We start from the raw sequence: 15,977 nt of genomic DNA, 5'->3' as shown, positions 1-15,977 counted from the left end.
TTAGACAAGCTAATATCTCCATATAAATATATATAAGTTAGCTTAAAATAATGATTTATAAATTAAATTTTTATTTTAAGGGAAAACTAATGTCAATAAATTCTTCATAGATGGAGGTAATTGAATATGAGACCTAGAAGCTGGATATGCAATATAAGTATAGTAATAATGTTGACACTTACTTCAAACATATTATGGGGATGTTCTAGTAAAAAGCAAGAAGCCAAGGAAAGTAGTGAAACATTTGATATGAAGGCAGCTTCCAATGTGGCAGACACATACATGAAATACTTAATGAAAGATGATACAGAAAATATTAAAAAATTTTATTCTAAAGAAATATCTAAAAATGCATCTAATCAGGAGAATAAAAATCTTAAAATTTTAGGGTATAATCAATCTGAAACTAGTGAAATAGGTAAAACAGGACTTTTTAAAATGAGAGTTACAAGGGCTGATTTAACTAATCCATCTGCAACCTTAGATGAATATTCACTAAAAATAAAAAAGGAGGGATTAGATTATAAGATAGATGAGACAAATAATGTAGTTCAGAAGGAGGCATTTATACAAAATAATCAGATAAGATTAAGAAATAAAAACAATGTTGATACAAATTTACTAATAGATACTAATGGAATTCCTAACTACACTTTGTCTAAAGATGATAAGGCTAATGTAAATAAGATATCCGTTCCTAAGAGTAAATATGGAGTTATTACCTTTTCGTACAGTGGGGATAGTATAGCTATATCAACTTTTGAAAAAGATTCCTATATAGCATTGGTTAAGCTAGATGAGGCTATGGCTGTTCAAGGAGATGCGGATCAGGGTGGTGAAGCAGATAAAGAAGGTGGAGATCAGCAAAACGGTGGAGATCAGCAAAAAGGTGTTGGAGGTAAAGGAAAAGAAAAACCTATTGGAAAAGAAATTACTAGTTTAGACTTGCTAAGGGATACCAAAGTGGAGTTTATAACCTTTGCACCAACAGAAAAATTTGTTGCAGTACAGTATTCAAAAGCAGGATTAGGTCGATGTATTCGTGTATATAAAGCAGATGGGGGAGATATGATACCTTTTAAATTTGAAGAAAAGTACCCTATGAATAAGGTAGATATAGTATTTTCATCCTATGATAAAGAAAACTTAAATTTTGATGTAATACCTAAAAAGGCAGAAGATAGGTCTGCTGCTGATGTTATAGGAAAATGGCAATTAAGTCTTAAGGATTTCAAGCAGAAGAAACTATGATATAATAGAATAAAAAATTATTATGGAGATAAATATGCAGTGGGGAGATAAAAGATATTATAGTTTAAACTATTTCTTAAGAAAAAAATTTGGATGTAAGGTGTTTAAAATTTCTTTAGATGCAGGGTTTTCCTGTCCAAATAGAGATGGAACTATAAGTAAAGGTGGATGTATATTTTGCAGCGAAAGAGGTTCTGGGGACTTTGCAGGTGATAGAAAGTTTTCTATAGAAGACCAATTTAAAGCCATAAAAGAAGTAATGAGCCAAAAGTGGAAGGATGGAAAGTATATTGCGTATTTTCAAGCATATACAAATACATATGCACCTATAGAGATTTTAAGAAGAAAATATGAAGAGGCTGTAAGGCACCATGGCGTTGTAGCATTAGCTATAGCTACAAGACCAGATTGTCTTAGTGAAGAAGTATTAAATCTGTTAGAGGAATTTAATGAAAAAGTTTATACTTGGGTAGAGTTAGGACTGCAAACATCTAAAGAAGAAACTTCAAAAAATATAAATAGAGGATACAATTTAAATGTTTATGAGGATGCAGTAAGAAACTTAAGAAGAAGAAATATTGATGTTGTAACTCATATTATCTTTGGGTTGCCAGGTGAGACTAAAGAAGATATGCTAAATACAGTAAAATATCTGGCAAACCAGGATATACAAGGTATAAAATTTCATCTACTTCATTTAATGAGAAGTACTCCTTTAGTTAACCTATACAATGAGGGTAAACTTAGTTTTTTAAGTCAAGAAGAATATGTTGATATAGTATGTTCGTCTTTAGCTATTATACCTTCTAATATAGTAATTCATAGGTTAACTGGAGATTCACCAAGAGATTTACTTATAGAACCTAAATGGAGCTTAAAAAAGTGGGAAGTTTTAAATTCTATTGATTTAGAATTAAAGAAAAGAGGAATTTATCAAGGAATAAACTTTAGATAAGTTCCTTTTTGTACTTTTTCACAAATTAATTTTAGTGGTTTTGGAGTTTTTGCGAATAGATAATTAAATTTTCCAATGTTAAAATAATTATATAAATAAAGTTTTGGGGGGAATTAATAATGGCAAGTTTATCATTAAAACATATATACAAAATATATTCAGGTAATGTTACAGCAGTAAAAGATTTTAATCTTGAAATAGAAGATAAAGAATTTATAGTCTTTGTAGGACCATCTGGATGTGGTAAATCTACTACGCTTAGAATGATTGCAGGACTTGAAGAAATATCAAAAGGGGATCTACTTATTGGTGATGCTCTTGTAAACGATGTAGCACCTAAGGATAGAGATATAGCTATGGTTTTCCAAAACTACGCGCTATATCCACATATGACTGTATATGACAACATGGCTTTTGGACTTAAGTTAAGAAAAGTTTCCAAAGATGAGATTGATAAAAAGGTTAAGGAAGCAGCTAGAGTTCTTGATATATCCCATCTTTTAGACAGAAAGCCTAAAGCCTTATCAGGTGGTCAGAGACAAAGAGTTGCTATGGGAAGAGCTATAGTAAGAGAACCTAAAGTATTTTTAATGGATGAACCTCTATCAAACCTTGACGCTAAATTGAGAGTGCAGATGAGAACAGAAATAGCTAAATTACACAATAGATTACAAACTACATTTATATATGTTACTCATGATCAGACAGAGGCTATGACCCTTGGAACAAGAATAGTGGTTATGAAGGATGGTATTGTGCAACAAGTTGATACTCCTCAAACGCTTTATAATCATCCTATAAATATATTTGTTGCAGGATTTATAGGAAGTCCTCAAATGAATTTTATTGATGGCAAATTGGAAGAAGTTAACGGAAGGGTTAAAGTTATATTTGGTGAAGATCAACTTATTCTGCCAGAAGATAGTTCTAAAATACTGAAAGAAAAAGGTTATATTGGCAAGGATATAATAATGGGTATAAGACCTGAAGATATAAGTGATTTAGAAGATGATATTATAAAATTTAAAGACTCCGTAATACAAGCAAATGTTGATGTAACAGAACTAATGGGAGCTGAAACATATATATATCTATCTAAAAATAAAGCTAGTATAACAGCAAGGGTAAATGGTACATCAAAGGCTAAATCTGGTGATAAGATAAAGATATCTCTAGATCCAAATAAGATTCATATCTTTGATAAAGATACAGAGTTAACAGTACTATAGGGGGAATTAGTATGAATAGTTTCAGAGATTTTCTACAAGAATTAAGTACAAATACAGGGATTAAGTTTAATTTAATTGAAGATAATGGACAAGAATTTTATAATGGTTTTGATATGAAAAACTCTGATACTATATCCTTAAACTTACGGTTAACAGATAGAGTTATGAAGCTCTATATATTGAAAGAATATGAGAGTAATAGTAGTCTTCTTAAATATATCATTATAAATAAATATAATGATATATTTAAGAATGGTGAACAAATAATAACAGATATATTAGAGGGGAATGAAACAGATAAGGACAGAATAGAAAAAGCATTACCATTTATATCAAATGGATGCAGCCTTTTTATTGTAAATGTTGATGGAGATAAAAAAGAGGCACTGGAAATAATAAGGCAGCTATATGTGGGTTGTCAAGTGTTGAGTGCTATATACAAAGATAACATTATTATAATAGGTTTATTTAATGAAATAGAAGAACACGCTAGGAGTATCAAAGATGCTATAATGTCTGATTTATATCGTAAGTGTTATATAAGCGTAGGAAATCCTATTGGCAGCTATAATGATATAACTAGGGCTTACTGTGAGGCTAATGAAAGCATGGTGCTCGGGAAAAAGCTTAATTTAAAAAATAGCATTTTCTATTACAATAAAATGCTATTTGAAAGAATAGTTTATAACCTTGGAGATAATGTTAAAACAGAGTTAACCTATAAATTTCAAGATAAGTTTGATAAATTTGATAATGATATAATACTTACTATAGAGCAGTTTGCTAATTGTGGATTAAATATAAGTGATACAGCTAAGAAGCTGTATGTACATAGAAATACATTAATATATAGACTGGATAAAGTAAAAAAGGATACTGGATTTGATATAAGAGATTTTAAGGATGCAATGATATTCATAATAGCATTTTTTGTTTGGAAGGAATTGCAGCTTTCATAAATATTTTGATAAAAAATAATGTAATTTTATAAAAGAAGTACCATTGATATAAGTACTTCTTTTTGTTATGTAATCCATTGGTTCATATTGTTTATAGAGGGAATTATATCTGTAAGAAAAGATTTATAAGAAGAGAGCATTAAAAAAAGAAAAGAACTAACTAAAAACATCTTTGAGTCAGTTCTTATATACTCTTAAATATTAAGAAAAACTAAACAACTTGGAATATATAAAACTTTAAATAATAAGATTCATCAGAATTCCACAGTATTGGATGATCAGATGATTGAGTTCTAAATTCTACTTGGCGTAGTAATCTTCTAGCATCCCTAGCAGCATCAGCAATAGTGTCTTTAAATAGTTCAGGATTCATAAAATGTGAACAAGAACATGTAACTAGAAAGCCGCCAGGCTTAACCATTTTTATACCTCTAAGGTTAATTTCTTTATACCCTCTTACTGCACTGTTTATAGTAGATCTAGATTTCGTAAATGCAGGTGGATCAAGAATTACTACATCATATTTTCTTCCTTCCTTAACCCATTGATGAAGTACATCGAATGCATTATGGCATTCAAATTTTACTGTATCTGAAAGTCCATTTAATTGAGAGTTTCTTGTGGCCTCTTCTACAGCAAGTTCAGATATATCTAAGCCTAAAACACTTTTTGCGCCAGCAATACCAGCATTTAATGCAAAGGAACCTGTATGTGTAAAACAATCCAAAACATCTGCGTCCTTACAAATTTTGTGTATAGCTAGTCTATTTTCCTTTTGATCAAGGAAAAATCCTGTTTTTTGACCATTTTCAATATCTACTTTATATTTTACACCGTTCTCAATAATTTGTATCCTAGTATCGAAGGAATCTGTTAAAAAGCCTTTTGTTTGTTCCATTCCTTCCAGTTCACGTACTTTTACGTCACTTCTTTCATAAACCCCTTTAGCACCAAAGTCCTCTTTAAGTAATTTTACTATTATGTCTTTATATCTATCAATTCCTAAAGCTAAGGATTGTATCACATAATAATCTTTATATTTGTCTATAATTAAACCAGGAACAAAGTCAGCTTCTCCAAATAAAAATCTACAACTAGAGGTATCAATGACCTTCTTTCTATATTCCCAAGCACTGCTTAATCTTCTTCTAAAAAAAGCTTCGTCTATTTCCTCATTAATGTCTCTTGTCATCATTCTTATAGTAATTTTAGAACAATCGTTTATATATCCTTTACCAATAAAGTCACCTTTAAAGTTATATACTTCAATTATGTCACCATTCTCATATGTGCCGTCATATCCCTCTATTTCGTTAGTATATATCCATGGATGACCATTCTCAGCTTTTCTGCCCATACCTTTATATAAATAGAATTTACAAGCCATTAGTAGTTTACCTCCCTGTTTTTGTTCATTATGTAGTATACCACAACTAAAAAATTAATAGTATAAATTATTTCTTTTCATGGCTTTAAAGTTAACTATAACACTATAATAAGAAAATTTCATTTAATATGAATATAACTTAAAATTCCTTTGACATAATGATAGATAATAATTTAAACTATTTCTGTATTGTGTTTAGAAATTTATAGATAATCACGTCCGAAACTTAACTTATACTCCGGAATATGTTGCCAAACTTCAGCACGTTAAAAATTTTTAATCAGTCTAAAGTTCGTGTTTTTGAAAATCTAAGAAGCTTTGATAAACTCGTACCTCAAACATATCAAAGCTCCTAAGATTTTCTAAAAACACTTCACTAAGACTGATAAAAAAATTTTTTAAATGTGCTTCAGTTTTGTCAATATATTCCTACGTATAAGTTAAGTTTCGAGCTCGAAACCCTATAAATACTTTAAAATTAGATAGTTGAATTATAAATTTTACTTTGTTATAAGGAGAGAAAGCATGAGTATACTAACGGTTAAAAATATAAATCATGGTTTTGGTGATAGAGCTATATTTGAAGATGTATCCTTTAGGTTATTAAAAGGAGAACATGTTGGACTTATAGGTGCAAATGGCGAGGGAAAATCTACATTTATGAACATAATAACAGGAAAGCTTGCACCAGATGAGGGAATAATAGAATGGTCTAATAGAGTTAGAGTTGGGTATATGGATCAGCATGCAGAACTTCAAAAAGGACAAACTATAAGAGACATACTAAGAGGTGCTTTTCAATATCTTTTTGATCTTGAAAAAGAAATGCTTGACATAACAGATAAAATGGCAGATGCATCACCAGAGGAACTAGAAAAACTTCTAAAGGATATGGGAGATATTCAAGACTTACTTGATAACAATGGTTTTTATATAATAGATGTAAAAATTGAAGAAGTAGCAGGTGGTCTTGGTTTAAGAGACATAGGGCTTGATAAAGATGTATCAGATTTAAGTGGAGGTCAGAGGACAAAAGTTTTACTGGCAAAACTTTTACTTCAAAGTCCGGATATACTTCTTTTAGATGAGCCTACTAACTATTTAGATGAAAAACATATAGAATGGTTGAAGATATACCTACAAAATTATGAAAATGCATTTATACTTATATCTCATGATATACCTTTCTTAAATAGTGTTATTAATCTAATATATCATGTGGAAAATAGACAACTTACTAGATATGTTGGGGACTATGATAATTTTATAAGATTACATGAGGCTAATAAGAAACAATTAGAAGCTGCCTATGAGAGACAGCAAAAAGAAATAGCTAAATTAGAAGACTTTGTTTCTAGAAATAAAGCTAGAGTTGCAACTGTCGGTATGGCAAGGGCAAGGCAAAAGCAGCTTGATAAAATAGAAAGAATAGAACTTACAAAAGAAAAACCAAAACCAGAATTTAATTTCAAGATAGCTAGAGCAGCAGGAAAAGTCATATTTGAAACAACGGATTTAGTTATAGGTTATGATTCTGCACTTTCAAAACCATTAAACTTGAGAATGGAAAGAGGAGATAAAATAGCCTTAGTAGGAGCTAATGGATTAGGAAAAAGTACTTTGCTAAAAAGTCTTTTAGGACAAATAAAACCTATATCTGGAAAAGTTCAATTGGGTGATTACTTATACAATGGATATTTCGAACAAGAAAGTAAAGAATCAAATTATAATACTTGTATAGAAGAGGTTTGGAAGGAGTTTCCTTCTTATACTCAATATGAAGTAAGAGCTGCACTTGCAAAATGTGGATTAACAACAAAGCATATAGAAAGTAAGATAGTAGTTCTAAGTGGTGGAGAACAAGCTAAGGTTAGGCTATGTAAAATAATAAATAAGGAAACAAATGTATTAATCTTAGACGAACCTACAAATCACCTAGATGTTGAAGCTAAGGAAGAGTTAAAAAGGGCCCTAAAGGAGTATAAAGGAAGTATTCTTTTGGTTTGTCATGAGCCTGAGTTTTATAGAGACGTAGTTACAGATATATGGGATTGTGAAAAGTGGACAACAAAGATTGTCTAATATAAAAAAGTAACGAGCATAACTATCAATGTTGCTCGTTACTTTATTTTTACTGTAATTCTGTATTTGATAAAAATTTAATATGCTCCGATTTAACCCAACCCTTGGAGTTAGTCCTATCATCTGTTATAAGGGAAATTTCATACCAAAGTTTGTAGTTAACCTCCGCACTATCTTGTATTTCTATGACAGTATTTTCATTTAAAATGTTGAGTACAGTAGAATTAGATAGTGGTGAGAGTAGAAGCTTACAATTTGTTATGACAATGCCTCTATTATAAAGAGGGGTAATATATTTAATAATTATATCATTAGTATCATTAGTTTTAACATTATGTTTTAGTGCATTATTTTGATACTTTAGAAGTAAAAGCTGTTTTCTTTGATTGTGTAATTTGTTGGAGAAGTAATAAGAAACATATAGTGAAAAACCCACAAGAACTATGAAAAGAAAAAATAACATTATATTTTCCTCCAAGATTTATATAATAACATTATATTCTACTTGGAAGGAAAATTATAATATTATTTTACGATATAAGGTATTTTATATAACCTCTGTGAGTTCTCCGTACTCACAAATATACTTATCAGCTAATTCTATTATATCTTTTTTTTGATAATCTGAATAAAGATCATGAACGCCTATTACAGTCATTCCAGCAGCCTTTGCACCTTTAACTGCAGGTAGGATATCCTCAAATACTACACACTCTTCGGGTAATAAGTTTAGACGGTTTGCTGAGAGTAAATATATATCAGGGAAATCCTTGCCCCTGGAAACTTCATCTGTAGTACTTATGGAATCAAAAAAGTTATATATACGATTATTTTTCAATGCAGTTTCTATAAGAAGGTGACAATTACTGGTGGCCAAAGCAATTTTTATTCCTTTAGATTTTAATAGATTTAAAAAATCTTTTGCACCGGGCTTTAATTTAACATTATGGGTGTACTCATACAAAGCCATTTCATTCCATTCTGTTGTGATTTCTTCTATGGTATCTTGTATATTAAATCTATCTTTAAAATATTGTGCTACCTCATTGAAGCTCATATGCTGTATATTTTCTTTTAAATTTTTAGGCAACGTTATATTTCTTTTCTTTAAGTAGTCAGCGTCAATTTTACTCCATACCCACATAGAATCGATTAGAGTTCCGTCCATATCAAATATAGCACCTTTAATATCTTTTAGCATAAATATCACCTCAAATTTCAGTATATCACCAAAAGTATATAATATAAACACTTAAAAAATTGAAATAACAGCATTAAAACCTTACTATAAAGCTATAATAAGGTTCTAATTATACTAGTTATAGATAACCACAACCTAAATTTAACTTATACGGAGGGGTATATTACCAATGTTGAAGTCACATTTAAATATTTTTTATTAGTCTTAGCGAAAATTTGAGAAAAAATCTTAGAACTTTAGATATGTTTGAGCATAGCGAGTTTATCAAAGTTCTTTTGTATTATTATGAAACTCCTCTTCCTTTCGTCAGAGGAGTAAGCGATTCGCACAAAATCATAGATTTTGGCTCTCTGCTTAAATTTGAGCTCTAGACTAATTAAAAATATTTAACGTAACGAAACATGGTAGCATACCCCGGAGTATAAATTAAATTTCGGCCATGGTTATCTATAAAGGTAGAATATACCTAAAATTTTCTCTCAAATATATGTATTTTTTCTTCATCTTTAAAATCTTCTGTAGATTCTATTCCAAGTTTATCTAATATTACATTCATACAATCACTATCTATAGATACTTTTATTGAGGAGTTTTCAGCCATATGATTTACATGATCTGTTCCTTTCTCTCTTGGTATAATAGCTTTAGGTCCACCTACACAGCCCCCAATACAGCCCATTCCTTCAATAAAGTTAGCATCTATATTACGGTTCTTAGCTTCTTCAAGCATAGCCTTACAAGCTTTAACTCCATTTGCATGAACCGATTTAAACAACGTATATTTTTCTGGAAATAGTCGTTCAACGGCTTCACTTACAGCTACAGATACTCCACCAGTACGTGCATATAACCTTCCACCTCTTGAGGCGTATTCTGTAGATGGGTCTCCCTCTAAATCTATTGGACTTATTGATAGTGCTTCGAAGATATCCTCAACTTCTGCAAAAGTTAAAACATAGTCTATATCTCCTAAAAGATCTTTTTCTTTTGCTTCAGCTTTTTTTGCAACACATGGACCTATAAAAACAACTTTACAATCATGGTTTAGCTCCTTCATTACTCTACCAGATGCAATCATTGGAGATACTGAAGGAGAAACATATTTCACCATATCGTTGTAAACTCTCTTAAGCATAGCTACCCACATAGGACAACAACAGGAAGTTATCATTAAATCATCTTTTTTATTAACAAAGCGATTAAATTCAACAGCTTCTTTTAGAGTAAGCATATCTGCAAAAAACGCTACTTCTATCATGTCTGTAAACCCTATTTTCTTAAATGCAGCCCTTAATTGATCTATAGTAACGTTATCTCCAAACTGGCCAATGATAGCAGGAGCTACCGCAGCTATAACAGGAGATTTGCTTTTTAATAAATCAAATAGAGGAATGAATTCTATCCTGTCTAATATACTACCAGTGGGGCAAGCTTCTACGCAAAAACCACAATCGGTACATTTATCTTCATTAATAACACTTGTGTTTTTTTCTTTACTTATAAAAATGGCATCAAAAGGACAAGACTTTTGACAGATTGTTTCACCATTTACATCGGCACAATCCATAGAACAATAATTAATTTTATTTACTATTTTATGATCAGCTTTATATGATGATATAGCGTTTCTTAAATCACTAATAAAGTTATCACTATAAGTAATTCCTGTTCCACATAAAGAAGATATAACTCTACATAATTGATCTTTGTCAACATCTTCCTGAGATATAATTTGAGATACACTTTGTTCGAAGTTATCTTCATAGTATGCTTTTACTATGGTTTTAAACAAATCGCTATATTTTGCTTTCATGTTAACAACTCCTTAAAATTTAGTCGGAATGTAATATTTTATATTATATCATACTATTTGTAAAATAACCCATAAATTAGCTATAGGTTTATATAATAAGCATAACTTAAGGGATTACGAATATATACAACAAGTACTATTTAAATGCTAGTGCCATACAATTAGGACTTTAGAGTAAAGAAGAGTTACTTTGATGGTAACTCTTTTAGTAAATTTTCCATCTTGAACCCTACATCATAATATAATTTTAATCCTTACTTTTATCATCTCCAGCTCCTCGAGTAGGAACTGTAGATATAAGAAATCCTACTAATATGGAAACAAGAGCAGGTGCTACAATGTTAATGTAGGATATATACCAGGTTCTATATAATATAAAGGCAGTAACACCAGTTATAACTATTGCAGCAATGAAAGTATAGATAACAAATTTTGCAAAAGAACCAAAAAACTTTTCGTAAAGTCTATGTCTTGTGGGGCCACTAATAATGCTTCTAAATAAAAAATAGGAGCTAAAAATTAATACAATATCTAGTACTGCAGATATTAAAAAATTTCTCATAATAAAAACACCTCCAACGGGTAATTAATAATATTATTTACCAGGTTGGAGGATTTTACACCTAATCATTATATTTTAATTTTTAAGGTATATTTCACCTATTTTAAATACATCACCAGCACCAACAGTTAAAAGCATATCTCCATTTTTTAAGTTATTGTTCAGATAATCAACAATTTTATCGAAACTTTGAAGATTAGAACATTTAATTCCTCTTTCTCTAATTTTATCTCCTAACATAGTTGAGCTAACAACTCCTGTATCTTTTTCACGAGCAGCATATATATCTGTTAATATAAGTTCACTAACACCATCAAAACATTTACTAAACTCTTCAAGTAAACTTAAGGTTCTAGAATAAGTGTGGGGTTGAAAAACGCAGACTATTCTTTTATGAGGATAATTTTTAGCTGCATCCAAAGTTGCCTTTATTTCAGTTGGATGATGAGCATAGTCATCTATAATAGAGACACCATTTTTAGAGCCTTTCATTTCAAAGCGTCTATGAGTGCCTGTAAAGTTTTTTAGTCCGTTGACCATACTATCTTTTGAAACATTTAGGCTTATTGAAGCACATATTGTAGCGAGAGCATTTAGAACATTATGTCTGCCAGGAACATTTAGTTTAATGGATAAAATTTTATTGTCTCCCTTATATACATCAAATTCGCCACAGCCTCTTTCGTCAAACTTTATATTTTGTGCAGTAATATCACCCTTATTTATACCATAAGTTAAGATGTTACAATTTGCTTCACATATTATTTTAGAAATTCTTTCATCATCAGCACAGCACACTAAGTAGCCATTATTTGGAATGAGTTTTGCAAAATTTATGAATGCTTCTTGTATATCATTAATATCCTTATAGTAGTCTAAGTGATCAGCATCTATATTTAATATTATTCCTACGTAAGGGAAAAATTCTAGGAAGGATCTTTTATATTCACAGGCTTCTGTAATAAAATATTCGCTATTACCTGTACGTACATTTCCTGATATTGCATCTAGCTCACCACCCACAAGTATTGTAGGATCTAAGTTTGCATCTAGGCATATATGCGACAACATAGAGGTTGTAGTGGTTTTCCCGTGAGTTCCAGCAACTGCTACGTTATATTTATGACCTTTCATTATATATCCTAAAAGTTCTGCCCTAGTTAACAGAGGTATTTTTAATTCCTTTGCTTTAATAAGTTCAGGGTTATCCTCAGATATAGCAGCAGTATATATAATTATATCTATATCTGATGTTATATTGTCAGATACTTGTCCTATATTAATTTTAGCACCATGATTTACTAATTTATCTATTATTGGTGAGGAATTTATATCTGAACCTTCCACTTTAAAGTTTCTTTGCAGCAAAATTTCAGCTAGACCACTCATGCTTATTCCGCCTATACCTATAAAATATATCTTTTTACCTTTATCATTTACGAAATCAAATGCCAACAAAATCAGCTCCTTTAAATAAATAACTTCATTTTATAATTATATACAAAAATAAAGGAAAAAAACACAGTAAACAATTAAATTTAAGATTTTTACTTTATATAAGGTATTACAATAAACTATTGATAATATGGTTCTTTTAGAATAGAATATGAATAATAGGAATATAATTTTTAAAAATTATTCGTAAATTTTATATAAATGGGTGATGATATGGATAAATTTAGCAGAAATCAAAGGGTATCGGCTATAACAAAAATATTGATTGAAAATCCTAATAAAATTATAAATTTAAATACATTTACTGAACTATTAAATGCAGCAAAATCTACTATAAGTGAGGATTTAGTTGTGGTTAAAGATACATTAAATAAGTTACAGATAGGTAGAATAGAAACTATAGCTGGTGCAGCAGGTGGAGTAAGGTATATATATGGCTTATCACATGAAAAAAGTAAGGAATTTGCTGAAAAACTATGTATTATTTTGAAAAATAGAGATAGAATAATACCAGGGAATTTTTTATATATGACAGACATAATGTTTAATCCACAAATAATTCACACAGCAGCCATTATACTTGCATCAGCTTTTAATGATAAGAACATTGATTATGTAGTAACAGTTGAAACTAAAGGAATTCCATTGGCCTATGAAGTAGCAAAAAAATTAGGTGTGCAGCTTATAGTAGTAAGAAGAGATACAAAAGTTACAGAAGGTTCTACTTTAAGCATTAACTATGTGTCTGGAACAACAGGCAGAATTCAAAGTATGTCCTTATCAAAAAAGGCTATGAATAAGGGAAGTAAATGTGTATTTATTGATGATTTTATGAAAGCCGGTGGTACTGCCTTAGGAATAATAGATCTACTTAAGGAATTCGATAGTGAATTATTAGGAATAGGAGTATTAATAGATAATGTAGAGATTCCTAAAAAACTTATTAGAGAGTATGTATCAATTGTAGATTTTAAGGGAATTAATGAAGATGGAGAAGCCTTGCTATTTCCTTCTAAAATGTTTAAATAAATAATTTTCAAAAAATTTATTGATTTTTAAAAAAATAAGAAGGAAAAATATAAAATATAGAGAATATTATATACATAAGCATCTTGGAGGTGGATTTTATATGCAAATTACAGACGTTAGAGTAAGAAAAATTGCTGCTGAGGGTAAAATGAAAGCTATTGTTTCAGTAACCTTTGATAACGAATTCGTAGTTCACGATATAAAGGTTATAGAAGGTCAAAATGGGCTTTTTATAGCAATGCCAAGTAGAAAGACTCCGGATGGAGAGTTCAAAGACATTGCACATCCAATTAATACCCAAACAAGAGAAAAGATACAAAAATCAATCTTAGAAGAATATGAAAAAGCAAAAACAGAAGAACCTGTTTCTGAAGAAACTGAAGAAGAATAATTAGAAACAATAAGGAGGAGTAGAAATACTCCTTTTTATTATTGTGTTAAAAAAATATTTTATATAAAGAAATTATTTTTTATGTATAACTAATTTTAACATTTAGTTAATTTAAATATAATATTAAGCATGTTTATGATATGCAAAATAGTGAAATTTTTTATAAAAACTCTGTACGAGGTTGAAAATAATCCTTATATAAAATATAATATTAATGAATGTTTTAAAAAAATTGAGTAGAAAAATGTAGGTTTATGACCACAAAGAGGTGTTATAATGTATAATTGTGCTATAATATTAGCAGCTGGTGAAGGAAAAAGAATGAAATCTTCTACACCTAAAGTACTCCATAAAACATGTGGAAAAGAAATGGTAAATGTAGTAATAGACACAATTAGAAAAGCTGAAATAAATGATATAAACGTAGTAGTAGGAAGAGGCGCAGAAGAAGTAAAAGAAGCTACAAGAGATAGAAATGTATGTTATTCGTTTCAAGATAAGCAGCTAGGAACTGGTCATGCTGTTATTTGTGCAAAAGACTTCTTAAAGGGAAAAAGTGGAAGCGTAGTAATATTTACAGGTGATGCTCCACTAATTACAGAAGAAACAATTAAGAAGTTAACTGAGTTTCATATAGATAACAATTGTAAAGCTACAATATTAACTTCTATAGTAGAAAATGCACAGGGATACGGAAGAATTGTAAGAGAAGAAAATGGAGAAGTATATAAAATAGTAGAACATAAAGATTGTAGTGAAGCTGAGCTAAAAGTAAATGAAATAAATTCTGGAATGTATTGTTTTGATATAGAAAGTTTACTTAATAGTTTAAATAAATTAAATAATAACAACTCACAGGGAGAGTACTATCTTACAGATGTAATAGAAATCTTAAAAAGTGAAAAACAAAAAATAGGTGCTGTACCTACAGTTTTTGAAGAAACTATAGGGGTGAACTCTAGAGTGCAGCTTTCACAAGCTGAGAAAGTTATGAGAAGGAGAATAAATAAATTCCATATGGAAAATGGAGTTACATTAATTGATCCTGAAAACACTTATATAGATATTGATGTGATTATAGGAAATGATACTATAATATATCCAGGTAACATGTTACAAGGAAAAACTATTATAGGAAATAATTGTACCTTATATCCAAACTCAAGAATTGAAAATAGTATAATAGGAGATAACATTATAATACAAAGCTCTATAATACTAGAAAGCAAAATAGGCGATAATACTACAGTAGGACCATTTGCATATATAAGACCAGAAAGTAATATAGGAAAACATGCTAGAATAGGAGATTTTGTTGAGATTAAAAAATCAACTATAGGTGATAATACAAAAGTTTCACACTTAACCTATATTGGTGACGCAGAGGTTGGAAGTGGATGTAACTTTGGATGTGGAACTGTTATAGTTAACTATGATGGAGTAAATAAACATAAAACTATAATTGGAGATAACTCGTTTATAGGTTGTAATGTAAACTTAGTTTCACCAGTTGAAGTTAAAGATAATACATATATTGCTGCAGGATCAACCATAACAAGAGAAGTTCCAGAGGGAGCTTTAGCAGTAGCAAGAGCTAATCAGAAAAATATCGAAGGTTGGGTAGAAAAAAAAGGATTAAAGAAATAAATTTTAGGAGGATTAA

General features: G+C 29.9%; 14 protein-coding genes. 8 read left to right on the top strand and 6 right to left on the bottom strand.

All coding sequences use genetic code 11. The annotated features are described in order from the left end of the window. Positions 1–126 precede the first annotated feature (126 nt). The 4 genes from HGI79_RS11460 (at position 127) to HGI79_RS11445 (ending at position 4,394) form a co-directional block, all read left to right on the top strand. Positions 127–1,251: a hypothetical protein gene (locus tag HGI79_RS11460; RefSeq protein WP_185650823.1), complete on the top strand. Its 1,125-nt coding sequence runs from the start codon at positions 127–129 to the stop codon at positions 1,249–1,251. Between the two features lie 34 nt (positions 1,252–1,285). Next, positions 1,286–2,206: a TIGR01212 family radical SAM protein gene (locus HGI79_RS11455; protein WP_185650864.1), complete on the top strand. Its 921-nt coding sequence runs from the start codon at positions 1,286–1,288 to the stop codon at positions 2,204–2,206. A gap of 119 nt (positions 2,207–2,325) precedes the next feature. After that, positions 2,326–3,435, top strand: a complete 1,110-nt coding sequence (locus HGI79_RS11450; RefSeq protein WP_185650822.1) for an ABC transporter ATP-binding protein — start codon at positions 2,326–2,328, stop codon at positions 3,433–3,435. A gap of 11 nt (positions 3,436–3,446) precedes the next feature. Beyond that, positions 3,447–4,394 carry a CdaR family transcriptional regulator gene (locus HGI79_RS11445; protein WP_185650821.1) on the top strand — a complete coding sequence of 316 codons (948 nt, stop codon included), beginning with the start codon at positions 3,447–3,449 and terminating at the stop codon, positions 4,392–4,394. Positions 4,395–4,605: 211 nt separating this feature from the next. Here the strand turns inward: HGI79_RS11445 and HGI79_RS11440 are convergent, their stop codons facing one another. After that, the gene (locus tag HGI79_RS11440; RefSeq protein ID WP_185650820.1) at positions 4,606–5,781 is read right to left on the bottom strand and encodes a class I SAM-dependent rRNA methyltransferase; all 1,176 of its coding nucleotides are present in this window, start codon (positions 5,779–5,781) and stop codon (positions 4,606–4,608) included. Between the two features lie 525 nt (positions 5,782–6,306). Between HGI79_RS11440 and HGI79_RS11435 the strand changes: the two genes are divergently transcribed. Then, complete coding sequence (locus HGI79_RS11435; protein ID WP_185650819.1) at positions 6,307–7,863, top strand: ABC-F family ATP-binding cassette domain-containing protein; 1,557 nt, start codon at positions 6,307–6,309, stop codon at positions 7,861–7,863. Between the two features lie 49 nt (positions 7,864–7,912). On the opposite strand, the gene HGI79_RS11430 is transcribed toward HGI79_RS11435, so the two are convergent. From HGI79_RS11430 to murC, 5 genes are all read right to left on the bottom strand, one after another. Beyond that, positions 7,913–8,326 carry a hypothetical protein gene (locus tag HGI79_RS11430; protein ID WP_185650818.1) on the bottom strand — a complete coding sequence of 138 codons (414 nt, stop codon included), beginning with the start codon at positions 8,324–8,326 and terminating at the stop codon, positions 7,913–7,915. A gap of 84 nt (positions 8,327–8,410) precedes the next feature. Then, positions 8,411–9,064 carry an HAD family phosphatase gene (locus tag HGI79_RS11425; RefSeq protein WP_185650817.1) on the bottom strand — a complete coding sequence of 218 codons (654 nt, stop codon included), beginning with the start codon at positions 9,062–9,064 and terminating at the stop codon, positions 8,411–8,413. A 466-nt stretch (positions 9,065–9,530) separates the two neighbouring features. Next, positions 9,531–10,877: a [Fe-Fe] hydrogenase large subunit C-terminal domain-containing protein gene (locus HGI79_RS11420; protein WP_185650816.1), complete on the bottom strand. Its 1,347-nt coding sequence runs from the start codon at positions 10,875–10,877 to the stop codon at positions 9,531–9,533. Positions 10,878–11,124: 247 nt separating this feature from the next. Then, positions 11,125–11,439: a hypothetical protein gene (locus HGI79_RS11415; RefSeq protein WP_185650815.1), complete on the bottom strand. Its 315-nt coding sequence runs from the start codon at positions 11,437–11,439 to the stop codon at positions 11,125–11,127. A 75-nt stretch (positions 11,440–11,514) separates the two neighbouring features. Continuing rightward, a complete protein-coding gene (gene murC, locus HGI79_RS11410) occupies positions 11,515–12,894 on the bottom strand; it encodes a UDP-N-acetylmuramate--L-alanine ligase (protein ID WP_185650814.1) in 1,380 nt (459 codons plus the stop codon). A 213-nt stretch (positions 12,895–13,107) separates the two neighbouring features. On the opposite strand from murC, the gene purR reads away from it, so the two are divergent. The 3 genes from purR to glmU all read left to right on the top strand — a co-directional run bounded on the left by purR (position 13,108) and on the right by glmU (position 15,961). Continuing rightward, positions 13,108–13,923, top strand: coding sequence for a pur operon repressor (gene purR, locus HGI79_RS11405; RefSeq protein ID WP_185650813.1), 816 nt, complete (start codon positions 13,108–13,110; stop codon positions 13,921–13,923). Between the two features lie 100 nt (positions 13,924–14,023). After that, positions 14,024–14,314, top strand: coding sequence for a septation regulator SpoVG (gene spoVG / locus HGI79_RS11400; protein ID WP_185650812.1), 291 nt, complete (start codon positions 14,024–14,026; stop codon positions 14,312–14,314). A gap of 276 nt (positions 14,315–14,590) precedes the next feature. Then, complete coding sequence (glmU, locus tag HGI79_RS11395; RefSeq protein WP_185650811.1) at positions 14,591–15,961, top strand: bifunctional UDP-N-acetylglucosamine diphosphorylase/glucosamine-1-phosphate N-acetyltransferase GlmU; 1,371 nt, start codon at positions 14,591–14,593, stop codon at positions 15,959–15,961. Positions 15,962–15,977 lie beyond the last annotated feature (16 nt).

The sequence above is a fragment of the Clostridium sp. DJ247 genome, assembly GCF_014231265.1.
Note: the sequence above shows the minus strand (reverse complement) of the source record. Positions and strands in the feature narration are given on the sequence as shown.

What these genes read in the sequence shown, in the direction of transcription:
- HGI79_RS11445 (WP_185650821.1), top strand. Translation starts at nt 3,447, where the DNA reads ATGAATAGTTTCAGAGATTTTCTACAAGAATTAAGTACAAATACAGGG.
- HGI79_RS11430 (WP_185650818.1), bottom strand. Translation starts at nt 8,326, where the DNA reads ATGTTATTTTTTCTTTTCATAGTTCTTGTGGGTTTTTCACTATATGTT.
- HGI79_RS11440 (WP_185650820.1), bottom strand. Translation starts at nt 5,781, where the DNA reads ATGGCTTGTAAATTCTATTTATATAAAGGTATGGGCAGAAAAGCTGAG.
- HGI79_RS11425 (WP_185650817.1), bottom strand. Translation starts at nt 9,064, where the DNA reads ATGCTAAAAGATATTAAAGGTGCTATATTTGATATGGACGGAACTCTA.
- HGI79_RS11435 (WP_185650819.1), top strand. Translation starts at nt 6,307, where the DNA reads ATGAGTATACTAACGGTTAAAAATATAAATCATGGTTTTGGTGATAGA.
- HGI79_RS11460 (WP_185650823.1), top strand. Translation starts at nt 127, where the DNA reads ATGAGACCTAGAAGCTGGATATGCAATATAAGTATAGTAATAATGTTG.
- HGI79_RS11455 (WP_185650864.1), top strand. Translation starts at nt 1,286, where the DNA reads ATGCAGTGGGGAGATAAAAGATATTATAGTTTAAACTATTTCTTAAGA.
- spoVG (WP_185650812.1), top strand. Translation starts at nt 14,024, where the DNA reads ATGCAAATTACAGACGTTAGAGTAAGAAAAATTGCTGCTGAGGGTAAA.
- HGI79_RS11420 (WP_185650816.1), bottom strand. Translation starts at nt 10,877, where the DNA reads ATGAAAGCAAAATATAGCGATTTGTTTAAAACCATAGTAAAAGCATAC.
- glmU (WP_185650811.1), top strand. Translation starts at nt 14,591, where the DNA reads ATGTATAATTGTGCTATAATATTAGCAGCTGGTGAAGGAAAAAGAATG.
- HGI79_RS11415 (WP_185650815.1), bottom strand. Translation starts at nt 11,439, where the DNA reads ATGAGAAATTTTTTAATATCTGCAGTACTAGATATTGTATTAATTTTT.
- purR (WP_185650813.1), top strand. Translation starts at nt 13,108, where the DNA reads ATGGATAAATTTAGCAGAAATCAAAGGGTATCGGCTATAACAAAAATA.
- HGI79_RS11450 (WP_185650822.1), top strand. Translation starts at nt 2,326, where the DNA reads ATGGCAAGTTTATCATTAAAACATATATACAAAATATATTCAGGTAAT.